The sequence below is a fragment of the Bacillus sp. 0102A genome, assembly GCF_036765155.1.
In the GTDB taxonomy this organism is placed as follows: domain Bacteria; phylum Bacillota; class Bacilli; order Bacillales; family Bacillaceae; genus Bacillus; species Bacillus subtilis_G.
In genome coordinates, this window is the sequence record NZ_JBAIZW010000002.1 from 489,254 (window position 1) to 506,312 (window position 17,059).

At 38.9% G+C, this 17,059-nt stretch carries 3 protein-coding genes; all 3 read right to left on the reverse strand.

Annotated features, from left to right (window positions below; genetic code table 11):
• Positions 1 to 22 precede the first annotated feature (22 nt).
• Genes V6D41_RS06865 through V6D41_RS06875 form a run of 3 tightly spaced genes read right to left on the reverse strand, consistent with a single transcriptional unit; the run spans position 23 to position 17,038 of the window.
• A complete protein-coding gene (locus tag V6D41_RS06865; RefSeq protein ID WP_333517692.1) occupies positions 23 to 3,868 on the reverse strand; it encodes an alpha/beta fold hydrolase in 3,846 nt (1,281 codons plus the stop codon).
• A 49-nt stretch (positions 3,869 to 3,917) separates the two neighbouring features.
• Positions 3,918 to 11,312 (reverse strand): SDR family NAD(P)-dependent oxidoreductase, encoded by a 7,395-nt coding sequence (locus V6D41_RS06870; protein WP_333517693.1) that lies wholly within the window; start codon positions 11,310 to 11,312, stop codon positions 3,918 to 3,920.
• Positions 11,309 to 17,038, reverse strand: a complete 5,730-nt coding sequence (locus V6D41_RS06875; protein WP_442893049.1) for an SDR family NAD(P)-dependent oxidoreductase — start codon at positions 17,036 to 17,038, stop codon at positions 11,309 to 11,311. The genes V6D41_RS06870 and V6D41_RS06875 overlap by 4 nt, the downstream gene beginning before the upstream one ends.
• Between the last annotated feature and the right edge of the window lie 21 nt (positions 17,039 to 17,059).

Sequence of the window (17,059 nt, forward strand, 5' to 3'; positions counted from 1 at the left end):
TAGACTTTCTAAATAAATATGTTCAATTCTTTATAAAATCAATGACAGTCTTATTAAATTCTCTTGGATGTGTAACATTAGAAAGATGTCCCGCTCCTTCGATTTCCTTTGAAACGGCATTTGTAAGATATTTCTGAAGCAAGTTTGTCTCCTCTAGGTCAACAACCGCTTCATTCTCACCTGTAAGTATAAGCGTTCTTGTTTTAATCTCCTTTAAGAAACTTATAGTAGAATAACCTTCTCTATTATGAATCTCCATAAAGTGCTCAATAGATGCATTTAAAAATTGATTGCTATATAACATTTCATATTCATTCAATCTTCCGATGTTTGCAAAATCCTCCTTAAGCTTCTCCACCACACTATGGTCAGGATCTTCTTTATAGGTGGTGTAACTGCCTGATAGAGTTAGTGTTTTCACTTTTTCAGGATATTCATAGGCTATTCTTTGCCCTACCATTCCTCCCCAAGAAGCTGCTGCAATGTGAATTGGCCATGTTACTCCTATATCTTCTAACACCTCAATAAAAGCACTACTTAAACCACTCAATGTAAAATCATCACTTCCTTTACTCAATCCATAACCTGGGGTGTGTATGACGATTACATTAAAATGATTCGCCCACTCCTTTATTTGCTCTTTCCACATATAAGCCGTCGTTGCAAAACCGCAAATAAGTAAAATTGTTTCTCCTTTTCCGCTCATCACTATTTCCATATTACGGACATTTGCAGTGTTTATCAGAAAATGAACTGTCTCCATTTTCCTGTTCTGATAAAATGAGATCAGTTTTTTAGCGGCATCTATATGATGATTTTGCGAAGGAACACCTTTTTTTATTCTGCTCCAAAAGTTTAAATAATCATCAAGATCGCTGTTGTCTGCTGTGCCCAGTAATTGAACGGCAGAGCCTGTTTTTTCGGGAATGTACGATGAAGCATCTATATCTGCTGCTATCGATGAGTCTCTTACAAGCACTACCCCTGAACTGGAAGGTAACGGTTGAAAGTATGTTATTACTTTTTCTTTTTTTCCATATAACACAATCATTTGATGGCCGGTCTGAGCAAGCGACCTTTTTATAGCTTCTATGCCGTAAAAAGTTTCAAGCGGGTGCAGACCGAGATGGGTTTTCATAATTTTCTGTACTTCATTATCTATTGACATACCTCCGTTTTTCCAAAAAGGCCAATTTACAGAGATTGTTTTACCTTGTCTTCCTGCTGTCTTTCTTATACATTCTCTCCATTCTGCAAAATTGTCTAAAAAACTATTGGCATATGCGTAATCTGCTTGCCCCAAGCTTCCTATTTCCGCGGAAATAGAGGAAAATAAAATAAAAAAGTCTAAAGGCATATCGGCGAGTGCCTCGTCCAAATGAATGACTCCGCTTATTTTAGATTGAAGCACCGAATGTACATCATCGTCCGTTTTATTCATAATAAAAGAATCTCTGATTACACCGGCACTATAAAAAACGCCATTAATTTTCGCAAAGTCTGAATAGACTTTTTCGAGTAATTGGGTTACTTGTTTTTTAACTGTCATGTCAGCTTGAATATAGGTGATTCTTATACCGCGGGAACGAATCTTTTCTAATTTTTCTTCCATCTTTGGAGTCAGTTCTGACCGGCCAGCAATAACAACATTGGCGCGAATATCTGAATAAATAAATTTTGAAAATATCCAGCCAATGCCCCTTAATCCGCCAATTACAAGGTAGACCCCGTTTTTTATTAATGTTGCTTCTGTCTTATGCATTGTTACTGACGGGACTTCTCTATATTTTGAGACAAATCTTCTATTGTTTTCATACTTAACGGTTTGATTAAAATCTCCATTTATTTCATCGAGTAATACAGGTGCTATTTGGATGGTTTGATTTGTTGTAAACTCTATTGTTTTGCATTCAATATTCGGCTGCTCTGCTTGCAAAGTTTTAAAAAAGCCTGAGACAGCCGCATAAGACGGATTCGTATATTGATCTTTGCTATACATGTACAGAAATTTTAATCTGCTGGTTAATTTTTGACTCAGTAAAGCTTTACTTACATAAAGAACAGAATAAAAACTGTGTGTTAAATCCGGATCTAATCTGTTATCCTGGGTTTCTTTTGACAAAAAGTGAATAATTGTCTCGGGAAATAGTCCTGATAACTTTACATCATTTAATATTCTCATGTAATGCTCAGGATTTTCAGGATGGAATTTGTAATGCCTATCACTTATTTTAAGATACTCGGAATCGGCTTGTGCATAAATAACAGTTTTACTGCCTGCATGCTTTTGAATATCATCACTCATAGATCGTTCAAAATCTAAAATTAAAATATTACCTTTAGGAACACCTTCAGATAATAAAGGCGACTCGCTCCACTCTTTTTGCATATATATATTTTCCAAATGCCCTGCATCAGGTGCTTCCTTGCTTTGTTTTTTATCTTCTTCTGATTCCGTTTGTGTTAGCATCTCATATTTTTCTTCTAAATAACTTGCCAAATCATGAATATTGTTATAATCAAATAATAAAGTCGGGTATAACGAAGCACCAATTTTTTCTTCTATCATTTTAGATATCTGCAATAGCTGTCTTGAATCAAGACCCAATTCATAAAACGACCGATATTGGTTTACTTCATATGCTGAGGTCCTTGTTAAATCACCAATAATAAACGCCAACTCATTGGATAAAGTTTCTTTGAGATCTGTTTTCGTAACAGATGCTGCAGGCGGCATGATTTTGTCACCATATTTCCCACACAGGTATTCAGTTAATTCTCCAATTGTAGAGTAATCAAATAATAATGTTGGATACAGCTTGGTCTGCAAGAGTTGTTCTAATGTTTTAGACAAGTTTAATAACTGTTTAGAGTCTAATCCAAGCTCATAAAATGTGATATCAGTTTTGACAGATTCTTCGGGCTTTTGAATCATGGCCGCTACCTGTTTAATAAGACTCTTGTCGAGAGAATCATCCGCAATTTTAATGACTCTATCCTCTTCATCTTTTATTCCCTTGTATTCCAGCCTTTGTATTGACTCCTCGTTCCTAACTCTTTTCACACCGAACCGTTCATAATAAAACGAAAGTTCCCCATCCGAGTTGTATACTTGTATGTCCGCATATAAAATGTCTTTAGAAGATGGCTGCGTGATATTATTTTTATCAATATAAACAAAACAAGTCTCACCCGTCTTATTCAGAGAACGAAAAGTTTTAATATAAATCGGAATAAACGCATCGTTTAATGCATCCGATTCAGCAGACGCAAGCACTCCCAGAAGGCTTAAAGAGCCATCCAGAAAAGCGGGATGCAAATAAAAATCATCAATATACTCTTTTGCAAGTCCGCTTAAACTGACCTCTCCCAGAATATAATCTTTCCCTTCATACACTGTCCCTTCTAGTTTCATAAACTCTTTATGGATTAAGCCGCCTTTCCGCAAATTACTATAAGCGGTTTCAGCATCTGTTGTTCGGAGTGCCCCTTTCTTTAAATCCTTAGGCCGGATTTTTTTTTCGCTTACCTGTTGCCCTCCGCTGGTGATTTCCGCCTGCAAATTGACTGACACTTCATGATCTGCAACATTTCTATCGATCCATTTTCTGCTAACTGTTTCAACTAGCCATCCATTCTTTTGTTCCGTAAACTGAAAGGTAACTTTTTTATCAAATTGGGCAGAAGTTGCAACCGGTTCCTGAAATAATACATGTTTGATTTCAAAGCTTCTAGTGTTAATCCCTTTTGCAGATAAAAATCTTGTAATTAAATCTAAATATGTAACGCCGGGAACGGTGTGCACCTGATGAAGGACATGGTCTGTGACTATATAATCGTCATTTTTGACTAATACGCTGAACCTCATGTAATTCGACAACCTTTCTCTTTTGCAATTAAAAGAAACAGAGTGAGTGTCACTCTGTTTCATCAATAATCTCAAGAAACTGCTTTTTATGCTGTTTCTTTTGTTTATGCGAATAAGCTTTAGGCCAAAACTCTCTTTTATTGAATACGGCCGGTGTCAGCGGTTTTCGAACAATATTGTGCAATTCATCATACCCACTGACCAAAATGTGGGCGTTTGTTCCGCCAAAACCGAAAGCACTGATGCCTGCTCTCCTTTTTTCTTCTTTCCATTCTTTCAGCCTTGTATTTGGATAAAAAGGCGACTGCCCGAATTCAAAGCGAGGGTTTGGCGTTTCGCAATTCAATGTAGGCGGGATTTTTTTATGCCATAGTGACAAAATCACTTTAATAAAACTAGCCGCTCCGGCTGCGCTTAATAAGTGTCCCACATTTGTTTTCACACTGCCAACTCCGCAATATTGAGTTCGCCTTGTATTTTTTTGAAATACTTTTGTTAACGCCTGAAGTTCAATCGGGTCTCCAATCATAGTACCGGTTCCATGTGTCTCAATGTAGCTGACTGAGTCAGGCTCTATTTTTGCTTTTTCAAAGGCATCCTGAATCACTTGCTCCTGCAGTTTTGGGTTAGGAGTTGTAATGCCCATCGTTGCACCGTCATTATTAATAGCGGATGCATCAATTATACCGTATATCTGATCACCGTCAGTTTTCGCTTTTTCCAGCGGCTTTAATAATACAGCTCCAAAACCCTCACCAGGTACAAAACCGTTTGCCCTTTCGTCAAAGGTAAAACACTGACCGTCCGGAGAAAGGGCCCCGCCTTCGCTTAGCATCAAGTAAGGAACTTCATCCAGCAGCAGGTCTGCCCCGCCTGCAATTGCCATCTCTGAATCACCTTCTTTTAAACTTTGGCAAGCCAAATGAATACTCACTAACGAAGAAGAGCAAGCTGTATCCGATACGATGCTTGGGCCGTGAAAATTAAAGAAATGCGATACATGTGCGGCAATAAAGTTCTGGCTGAGACCAACTATATTATGAGTGTTTTCTTTTCGTAATTTATGACCGTACCCCCCCATTCTTGAACCGACAAACACACCGATTTTCTTTCCGGATAATTCTGTTTCTTCATAACCCGCATCCCTGACAGCCTGTACACTAGTTTCTAAAAAATGTCTGATTAATGGGTCAGTTTGGACGACTGTTTCCTCATGCATCCGGAAAAAAACTGGATCGAAACTTCCAATCCCATCAATAAAGCCTCCCCATTTACTAATGCTTTTTCCCTTTGTCTTTACAGGGGAATAGTATTTTTCAATGCTCCAGCGGGATTCTGGAACTTCCTTTATATGCTTTCTTCTTTTTTTTAAGTTAAGCCAAAACTCTTCTTTATTCGCTGCGCCTGGAAATTTGCATCCGATTCCAATAACGGCTATTTTTGCAGATGACGTTTGCAGCTTTTCATGTTTTTCCATGTGTCTTCTTGATTCGGCTACTTTTTCAAAGACATTATGAACAGAAAAAGAGTCAAGTTGTGCCGTTTGTTCCTTCAATTGAAATCCTGTTCCCTTTACATATTCTGCAAGTTTATGAATAGTGTTGTGTTCGAAAAGTATAGTAGGATCCAAGTTCTTCTGAATAATAGCTTCTATACGATGGATAATACTTACAAGAAGTATAGAATCTACGCCATATTCTTGAAAGACAACAAACGGGTCTAGCTTTTCAACCGGGATGCTTAATTCTTCGGCAAAAATGCCTGACAGCTCTCCAACAAGAGCATCAGTACGGTTGTTAGAAATATCTGAAATCTCCGCTTTGCTGCTAAAAACCGCACTAAGATCACTCTTATAAACTTTCAGAAGCGTGTCTGCCTTAAAGACTGCACTATTTTTCACAATAGGCATCATAGCAGCTGTTTTTTTGCAAAGTGCATTGCGTAAAGTTGCCATTCCTTCTTGCGTCGATAGTGAACCCAATCCTAAATCATTATATGAAGGACTCGTTACCCTTCCCATCCCCACCTCTTTCCAGCTTGGCCAATTGATAGATGTAAAATAGGATTTTCCCATTTGAAAATGATAAGCCGCAAAATAGTCCATATACGCATTGGCTGATGCATAATCAGACATCCCTTTAGATAGTTGCGGGACTTGAGCTGCAATTGATGAAAATAGAATAAAGAAATCCAACGGATCATCTTTAAAAATCTGATGCAGATTTTGCAGACCGACGATCTTTGGTCCGTAAACTGTTTTGAAATCTTCAATGCCTTTATGAATAAATGCTGGATTTCCGTTGCTGTGCTGGCCGGCACAATGAATCACTCCGCATATATCCCCGAGGTCTTTTCTGGCTTCAAGAAAAAACGAACGCAGTTTCTCTTTATCTGTAAGAGAGCCGCTGTAATACCGATAGCTAATGCCTCTCTCTTCAAGATTCATAAATAGTTTAATATTGTCGATGATCTTTTGATCTATACTTGCATCCTCTAACAAACCCGCCCATTCACTTCGCAAAGGTAATGGGCGCGTGCCCGTAAGCACTAGTTTTGTTACTCCCCGTTTTACCAGTTCATCTATTATCTCCCTGCCAATGCCACCTGTTCCGCCAGTTATTACTATGGTTTTATCTAAACGAAATGAAAAAGACTCACTCGGTTGAACCCTATCTTCTTCAAAAAACGGAATATACCTGATACCGTGGCGATAGCATACTTCAACCTCTCCAGCATGATTTTCTTGTTCATTTTCTATCATTTGCTTCAGCTCATACGAATTCTGCACACTGTCTGTATCAATTGTTTTACCATTAACATAAGTGTATTCTGAAGAAACAGATTTTAAAAGACCGGCTAATTCTGCTCCTCTCATTCTCGGCTTCTCTGTTTTAAAAATTTGAAGGCCATTTGTCAATTGAAGAACCGATAACGGAGATTCCTTTTTGCTCCGTTTAATAAGCTCTTGAATAATAACAATTTTCCCATACGGTATAAGATTTTGGCTATCGTTGAGATTGCTGATATCAGAAAAATCGAATAGGTTCTCGATCTGCTGCTTCCGGCTCATCAAAATTTCATTGACAGCGGTGTATGCTTGTTTTTCATCTAAAAAAGAACAGTCATACAAATAATCTGATTGTCTTATAAAAGAAGAATTATGCCTTATAATAATAAGATTTTTCTCCTCTATCTCTGAGCATACAGAACGAGCAATTAATTCGGTATCATGATGCACCAATGCTATTGTTAGCCCCAAAACCGGTTTTTCTGAGTTTTTTGCAATATTAAGCTCTCTCCATTTTTTTTGCAAATGGATTTTCGGAGCTGAAGCTTTCACCTCTGAGTTCTTCTCAATTAGACCAGGAACCCAATAGGATTCTTTTGCAAACGGATATGTAGGGATGGAAATACGTTTGCCTGTTTGCCGCGAATACTTTTGAACTATTTTCCAGTCGATATCCGCGCCCCATGCCCACAATTGAGCGAGCTTTTCCATTTCACCGTACTCAATCACGCTTTTTACAAACTGCTCACCGGCTTTACCTTCTATCAATGCCTTCATTTGTTCAACTTGCTGTAGAGCATGCTGATTTAAATATACGCCAGAAATACGTTGAACTTCTAGACAAACATCGTTTAATTTATCCTGTATCTCTTTCAGTGTTGAACCGACAATTGCTAATCTGGATTCCATGGCTTCCCTGCCGACTTGTGTTGTGTAAGCCATATCTCGTAAAACTATTTCGTCCGTTTGTTCTTCTCCATAGCCTTCCTTCGGAAAGAGTCTGCTAACCTGCCCAGTATACTTTTTCAATAAGTATTCCGTTATAGATTGTATTGAATGAAAATCTGTTAAATGATGCATGGAAAGCTCTATTTGAAACGTTTCGTTAATAAAACCTGCAATACTGTTTAACTCTACAGGCCCAAATCCAAATTCCGCAAGATTCTCTATCGGATCGATTTCTTTCGGATTGACATGAATCAATTTTGAAACAAATGGTTTCAGTATTTCATTCACCTTTTCAACCATATCCGGCTGTCCGCTTCGCATTGCGGGTTTTAGAGAGTTTTTGATATACTCTTTCATTTTATCTGCATACTCGAGAAGCCTTTCGTTATTTTTTGCCGATAACAGAACGACGTGCGGCTCTTTTTCAAATTGTTCTGCCGATTTGTTGGCTTCTTCATATTCTTCCAGAATCACATGAACGTTTGTTCCTCCCGCCCCAAATGAACTGATCCCCGCTCTTCTCGGAACCGAAACCTCTTTTCCGCTTTCTTTCAGATTAGGTTTCTCCCAATCTTGCAGTGACCGTTGCACATAAAAAGGCGACGCTTCAAAATCGATATTCGGATTTAATGTCTCTGCATGAATAGAGGGGAAAAGCTTTTTAAGCTTCATTTGTATTAGAACCTTTGTCAGACCTGCAATACCTGCAGCAGCCTCAAGATGTCCGATATTCGATTTAACAGAACCGATCGAACAATATTGAGTCCGGTCCGTATATTGGCGGAACGCTTTCGTCAATCCGGTTATTTCAATTGGATCTCCAAGAGAAGTACCGGTTCCGTGTGCTTCAATATAGCTGATCGTTCGAGGATCAATATCAGCTTTTTTCAGTGCGGCTCCTATCAGTTCAGATTGAGCATTAGGATTAGGAACAGTAAATCCGTTTGTTTTGCCTCCATGGTTTACTGCCGTTGCTTTTATCACCGCATAAATATGATCTCCGTCATTTATTGCATCTGCGACCGGCTTTAATAGAACAGATCCTACTCCTTCGCCCGGTACATAACCGTCGCCGCCTGCACCAAATGTACGGCACCGCCCATCACTCGCAAAAAAGCGACTTTGTTTCAATAAAGTATACTTATTTGGATGAAGCGTAAGATTGACACCGCCTGCAACAGCAATGCTGCTTTCTCCCCGCAGAATACTTTCACAGGCTAAATGAATAGCATTGAGAGAGGATGAACACATTGTATCAACCGCCATACTAGGTCCCGTAAAATTGAAATAGTACGAGACTCTGTTTGCAATTGCAGAAAAAGGAGAACCTACGGCTAATTCATTTCCATTCATAGATTCTTCAACGCCGAAAAATTGATAACTCCCGTATGTGACTCCTGCAAATACCCCGACTTTCTCCTGAGCCAAATCTGACTTTGTATACCCCGCATCCTCTATAGTGTTCCAGACTGTTTCTAAGAAAAGCCGTTCCTGGGGATCAAGATAAGCTGCTTCTTTCGGTGATATCCGGAAAAACAAAGGATCAAATCGATCTACATTTTTAAGAAATCCCCCCCAGTTATAACAGCTCCCTTCCAACATTTTCTTTCGATCATCGGGAATTTTACTAATGCAATCCCGTCCATTCAGAAGTACATTTTGAAAATCCCTAATACTTTCTGCGTCAGGATATCTGCCGCTTACTCCAATAATGGCAATATCAGCAGAAATTGAACGCCTCGGAACTTTCTTTTGTACGTTCTCTTTTATAGAGTTTGGAGCATCGGTTTTTACTGATGTTATTCTTTTCTGACGCAATTCATGTTGGGGTTTTGCAGCAATAGGATTCAACAGTTTCAGCATACGCTCACTATGGTGGTTCAGAAAATAATCCGCCAATTCAGTAATCGAGTGATATTCGAAAAATAAGGTTTTTGATAGTTTGCCGATATTTTGCTCTAACTTTTTGGTTAGACGCATAATCATAATTGAATCAATACCGTATTTCTCAAGATATTGTTTTTCATCAATGAATGAAGCCGATAATTTTAATTCTTCAGACAGCAGTTTTTTCAAATAATGAATAATTTCTTGTTTTAATTCATCGTTGCGTTCATTTTTTTCATCTCGCTGTTCAAAAAGGCTATTGATTATATCAGCACGGTTCAACGCGTCGTCAATTTTTTCTTTTTGACCTTTTACTACAATCAGCTGTTCAGATGTCTGGCACAAGCTATCTTCTAAGGCTCGCAGCCCAGCACTTTCATCTAAAGATTCAAGGCCGAGTTCCCTTCTCATTATTTGTATTCCTTCATAGTCAATATTCATCCCGCCGGCTGCCCACAGCGGCCAATTGACGGAAACTGTTTTTTGGGCATATCCTTTTGCTGAAATAACTGCTGCATACTGATCTAGAAAAGCATTGGCAAAGGCATAATCACATTGGCCGATTGAACCGAAAATAGATGATGTTGAAGAAAACAATACAAACAAATCAAGATTTAATTTTTTTATTTCATTCGCCAGCCATACCGTTCCGTAAACTTTCGCTGCTGTTACCTGATCGATTTCTTCTTTTGTTTTTCTTAAAATAAACGAATCGCGGAGCACTCCGGCGATGTGAAAAACACCGTTTAAATGACCGAATTGATCTTTTACAAAAGTAAATACCCGCTCTGTCTCATCTTTTTTTGAAATATCTGATTGTATATACTCGATGTGAGAACCTGAGCTTCTCAAATCATTAATCTTCCGAGACTGCTCTGCAGTTAAAGAAGAACGTCCGGTCAAAATGAGGTTAGCCTTCCATTTTTCCGTCAAATATTTCGCAATAATATAGCCGAGCCCGCCTAATCCTCCTGTAATTAGATAACACCCCTTACGTTTAAGCGGCTGAGATAATCCGTCAATGTTTGCGCTTTTATAATGTTTCGTGAATCGGCTACCATTTTCGTAGCGTACTTCGAATTGCGAAGTTTGATCGCCTTCACATTCTTTTCGGTAAATATCCGCAATCTCTGAATAATTGTCGACACCCATATCCTGTGCATTATTGACATTGATGATCTGATAGTGAAAATTTGGATACTCCTGATGAACCGTTTTAACAAAAGCGCCTAAAGCGTGATGTAATGGCAGTTGAGCCTTATGTTCAGTTTGAAATATATGTTTCAGCTTTACAGTATTCTTGCATTTCATCTCAATCAATGCCTGTGTAATGTATAGAAGAGAAAATATACCGCTTTCCAGTTGTTTTTTTATTCCTTCTTGGCTTATATTATCCTGACTGTCAGACCATAAATGAAGGATATTCTCAGGCAGCATGAATTGATCTTGGATATACTTAAAAAGTTTTATATAGTCTGCTTTTTTCGCTGGATTAATAGTAAGCACATTGCGATTGTTGGTAGAAAATTTTTCTCCTCGACAAACAAACAAAAGGTTGCAATCCACTAATGAATCGCTTAGTTCTTTTATTTTCCAGTCATTTTCAGCAAAAATAAGAACTAAGCCAGACAAGTCTGCATTTTTCGTATTCGGAATATTTGATTCTATCCATTCAGGCTTATAATATAAAGGCGGATTATCAGTTGCTAGTTCGCCATTGTCTTGAATAGATTTTACACGGGCATATCCTTCGTCAGCCGTTATATTTCCTGTTTCGATCAGCTCAAGAATTTCGCTGATTTGTTCACGTTTTCCCCTCATGATTCTTCCCCCATTAGTTGCTTCAATACAGCCGTTTGATCAATGTCATTTGCCTCCAATTTGCGAAGCAAACAAATTAATTCATCATCGGATTGATCAGCTTTTTCAGTATAGCTATTGCTAAACACTAGCCCTCTGCATTCAGCCAGGATGCTGCCATTTGTGTCTGCAAATGTAATATGGCACGTCAAATCAATATTGTTAGATTGTTTTTCAATTTGAGTATAAATATAAAAATCTTGAGTAAAAACTTGATAGATGGTCACTTCATTCATTCCAATCAGTTCAGCAGGGGTCCCGCCGTTTACAAATAGACCGGATGTCTGAATCGCAGACTCAAATGCAAATGGAAGAAAAGTGAAATCTCCACTGTTTTCATAAAAGTGATCCGGAATGAAAAATAGTGACAGCATTTCACTGTTGTTTTTTGCTGTTTCAGACGCATAAGGTATTGCGAAACCATGTTCAAGCATATCCGATTTTACTTTCGAGATATCTAATAAAGAAGGGAGTAAATCGTTTTCTTTTTGCTCGACAATATGCGCTTTTCCGTGAACAAGCCTTATTTTGTTCTTACTTGAGCTTTTTGCGTATATTTTGAATTGCGCAAAACCTTCTTGAGGCGTTAACTCTATGATTAGCTCTTGTATGTCAGCGGCGTCGCAACTGCCTTGATTCCAAGATATTTCAGTTATTTTATTGACGCTATACCCAAATGCCTCTGACGCATTTGCTGCAGCCATTTCGATTAAAGACACAACAGAGAAAAAGGCCTTTCCGTATTCTGTAAGACTCATTACAAATGGATTGTCCCTGTCGATTGTTTTCGTAAAACTGTACTGATTAAAAGTAGACGTATTAACTCCTAAGAAAGGGTGCCTTGGTTTAAGCTCCCTATTTAAAACATATTCTTTCGTCTGTTCTTTGATCCAGTACCGCTTCTTAATCAACGGCTGCCCCGGGATAGAGACTCGAAAAGAATGCCGGTTTTCCTCAAAAGCCTCCCAATCTATTAGCTCACCTTTTACCCATCTCCGTGCAACTTCTTCATAATCTTTATGAATGCGGGGAGCTTCAGCTTTAACCTCACATTTTAAAATATTACCTGTATAGCTTGATTCACTGGTTTCCCCTCTGGTATAGCCTAAAAGTTCTTCAGCGATCGACAAGCTTGAATCTGCTACTATTGCAAGCCTTTCCTCCATATGCTCACGTCCCGTTTGCAGGGTATAGACAATATCTTGAAGTTTCACACGATCATTCTCGTTTTGCATTTCATTTTCAGATAAAAAGCGGGCCATAACCTCCGCATACTTTTTCAAACGGTTTTTATCTTGTGCAGACAAAATAAAAATAACTCTGCTGCTTTGAGGTTGATTAGTATTTAAGGATTCATATGCTTCCAGAATGAGGTGTGCATTGGACCCCCCTGCCCCAAAGGCACTTACACCTGCTCTCAGTGGATAAACGGTTTCACTGATTTCAGCACCTTTCCATTCAGCTGCGTTCTGCTGCACTTGAAAAGGAACTTGATCAAAATCTATATATGGATTGACAGTATCGGAATGTAACGAAGGAACAAGCAACTTATGCTTCATCTGAAGAAGCACTTTCGTTACTGCAGCTATACCGGCTGCCGATTCTAAATGACCGATGTTTGATTTAACAGATCCAATGGCGCAAGGATGATCCAATTGATAAGAGTCTCGAAGGCCTTGAATTTCAATAGGATCGCCTAATGATGTACCTGTGCCATGCGCTTCAATATAACTGATGGAATTTGGATCAATATCAGCTTTACGAAGCGCTTCTGAAATGACTGTTGTCTGCGCATCTGGATTCGGAATAGAATATCCGCTTGTTTTTCCGCCATGGTTAACAGAGCTGCCCTTAATCACACCATATATTAGATCTTGATCTTCAATGGCTTTTTTCAACGGTTTTAACAAAACAGCTCCTATTCCTTCGCCCGGCACATAACCATTCCCATCCTTCCCGAAGCTTCTGCATCTGCCATCACTTGATAAAAACTGTCCCATACTGAGAAATTTATATTTATTAGGGTGTAATGACAGATTCACTCCTCCGGCTAACGCCATATCGCTCTCTCCGCAATGTATGCTTTGGCATGCATAATGAATAGAAGTCAAAGAGGAAGAGCACATCGTATCAAGAGCTAAACTAGGACCTTTTAAATTAAAGTAATAAGAAACCCGATTAGCAATTGAAGAGTAGACAGAAGCAGGTGTGAAAGACAGTCCGTTTTCTTCTCCTTCAAATAATTGATACTGCCCCCACATTGCACCTACAAATACACCGACTTTCATTTTTTCCAGCTTGTTTTTTTGGTATCCTGAATCTTCAAAACATTCTTTAGCTGATTCTAAAAAGAGCCTTTCTTGCGGGTCCATTAGTTCTGCTTCACGAGGTGATATATTAAAGAAGAGCGGATCAAATTGATCAGTTCCGTTGACGAAGCCGCCCCACTTGCTGTATGACTTCCCTATCACGTCTCTTTCTTCGCTGAAGAATCCATTCAGCTCCCAACGATCAGATGGAACTTCAGTGATACAGTCTTTCCCCACTTTTAAATTCTCCCAAAATTGATTAAGATTATCAGCCATTGGATACTTTCCGCTTAAGCCGATAATGGCTATATCTTGGTCTCTCACAACCGCAGGTTCAACTTTTTGTGTATCACCTGCTTTATCCTTCACAAATTTCTCATGAAGGGCCGCCTTCAATTTTTCTTTGTCACCTTCAAATACAATTAGCTGAGGCAGACGCAGATAAATAGAGTCATAAAAGGCTTTAATCCCGCTGTTTTTCCTAAGGGGAATCATACCGATTTTTTCCTTCATCCAGTCTTCGGTTTGTTTATCCACTTTCATGCCCCCGTCTTCCCATAGCGGCCAGCTAATGGCTACTGAGATACCAGACCGTTCTTTATTTTGTCTCAGTCCTTCCCGCCAGTCAGCAAAAAGATCAACGAAACGATTGGCTAACGCATAATCTGTCTGACCAATGTTACCGAAGATTGAGCTGCTTGATGAAAACATTATAAAGAAATCAAGTGGTTCATCTTGCAACAGGCTGTCCAGTAAAACGGTTCCATATATTTTCGGTTTAAGCACTTTTTGAATTTCACTTTTTGTTTTCTGTATTAAAAATGCATCATTAACTATCCCTGCACTGTGTATAACACCGTCAATTTTCCCGAACTGCCGTTTAATGTTCTTTATCATTCGTTCAGCATCGCGGCTATCCGAAATATCGCCTCTAATATATTGAACTGACGACCCGCAGGCTTCTATTTGTCTGATTCTGTTTTTTTTGCTTTCCGATAGCTCCGAACGGCCAGCTAAAATAATACAGGCCGTTGTTTGTGCGGCAATATGTTCTGCAAATAAAAGTCCGAGGCCTCCGACGCCTCCAGTGATGAGATACACTCCATTTTCTTTAAATGCGGAGTAGGATTTATCTATGGGTTCAGCCTCTCGGAGGACACGGACAAAGCGTTCTCCCGCTTCGTAATAAATGTCAGTTTCCTCTGAAAGCACTTCAACGGATTCATTAACGATTATTCCAGCTTTTTCTTGAACTGAAATCGGTTTACCTGATAAGGAAATGCCTATTGTTTTAAAAACCATTTTCGGGTTCTCCAATGATATTGACTGTCCGGCGCCATGTACTGAAGCGTATAACGGCTGAGCGCTTTTATTATCCGCCGGATAAAGATAAAGGGACACAATCTCCTTTGATGCCTTGCTTCGCATTAAAGCCTTGCTGAAAAATAAAAGCGGGTAGACACCTATAGAAAGCTGTTCATTTATTATGCCGGCACCGGGCGCAAACGATCCATCCGGCCATCCGTAGATCACGACGTCAGGTATTTGCTGTTTTTGCTTTAGTTCAGATGTTAATCTTTCAAAATGGGCTTCCTCATTGTGATCTATTTCATATACACCACCGCCATGATAGTGAAAAGTGTCTCCTGACAAAACTAATATAATTTGTTCGGTATCGTTATTAAAATCACTTTGCATGTTATCGAACAGCGCCCTGTCATGCTGAAACAGCAAATACGTTTTTTTAGCTGTTTTAACGTTATAACCTTTTATATGAATATCTTTTCGTCTCCATTGCGGCGTTAAATAAGTTGTAGCTGTAATATGGTGGTCTTTCTCAGGGTTTTTGATCGCCGAAAGCTTCTCATTATTTGCAGCAAAGTAATTTGCCAGCTCTCGAATTGTTGTATATTCAAACAGCAGAGTAGGGTATAACTCCCTGCCCGACTTTTTCTCTAACGCCTTAACAACCTCCAGAAGCGTTACAGAATCTAAACCCTGCTCATAAAATCCTTTTTCAATAGAAAGGTTATCAGGGGTTATTCCTTGAACATCTGCAATCAGTAGCTGAATCTCTCTCTCTGTCATATGCGGTGAACATAAAGCTTGACCGGATGATGATGCTAAATTTTCTTGTGCATTAGGAATTTCAGCCAATATCTCAGGAGTTGAGAAATGGTTATTCATTTTTTTATTTTCTTCAATATAAGCGGCCAGTTCCCGAATTGTTTTATACTCAAACAGGAGTGTCGGATACAGCTGTTCCCCGGTTTTACGCTCCAGTTCTTTGACGATACTCAACAAAGATGCAGAGTCCAACCCCTGTTCATAAAAACCGATGTCAGCCTTAATGTCATGGCTGCTGATATTCGCTGTCCCAGCTATTAGTCCCTTCAGCTCTGATTCAATATCATTAATCCGCTTTTTGTTCGTTTCTTTTATTGTTTGATTGTCTTTCAGTTTATGGATTGAATTATTTTGGAAGTTGCCTGATGTCTTTTTAAGATTTTCAATTAATTCTTTAGATCGGATATGCTTAACAGATAGCCGGGTAAATTGTGCGATCTTATTTCCCGATACATCGTATAAGCCATAGCTTACTCTGATAACATCTCCGGTATCATGATTTTGGTCTTGTTTCTCGATGTACACATAGCATGTATCCGACAGACGTTTTACCATTTGAAATGATTCAATATGAATAGGAATATACGTTTTGAAACGGCTGGCAGCCGCTCCTTTTGTGAAATATTCCGGACATGCCTGATATAGAACTGTGATAATGGTGGATGCATCAAGAAAAGTAGGATGCATCTGAAAGTAACCGACATATTGTTTCGCTATCTTGCTGAGTTTTAACTCGGCAAGTACATAATCTTCCGTTGCATAGACTGTTCCGAGACTTTTCATAAATTCAAAATGCTCAATGTCGACTTTTCTTAAATAGGCATAGCATGTATCCATATCAGAAACACGCTCAGCTGTATTTTTTATCCTGTCAATATCTATTGAAATCAAGTCGCTGCCTGTTTTCGGCATTAGGCGGCATTGCATATTTTTATCCCAATTTTCGTTTAAAACATGTCCGTCTTTCACTTTTCTGCTTTTCGCTTGAATCTCCCATCCCTGGTGTGAACCTTGAAAGGAAATAAGAATTTCTCTGTCAAAGGTATTAGATGTTGCTACGGGCTCTAAATAGAGAATATTTTGACACTCCAGTTCTTCAATAGGCAAATCTTTGCTAAGTGCCATTCGATAAATAATATCTAAAAACGTAACACCAGGTATGATCCGGGTGCCATGCACCCGGTGATCTCTAACAATATAGTCTGTGTGTTTTATTGTTAATGTGAACTGATAGTTTTGATTACTAGCCACCTGTCTCATCCCTCTTTGGTC

Coding starts and splice junctions, on each gene's coding strand:
- V6D41_RS06870 (WP_333517693.1), bottom strand. CDS start 11,312: ATGAGGGGAAAACGTGAACAAATCAGCGAAATTCTTGAGCTGATCGAA.
- V6D41_RS06865 (WP_333517692.1), bottom strand. CDS start 3,868: ATGAGGTTCAGCGTATTAGTCAAAAATGACGATTATATAGTCACAGAC.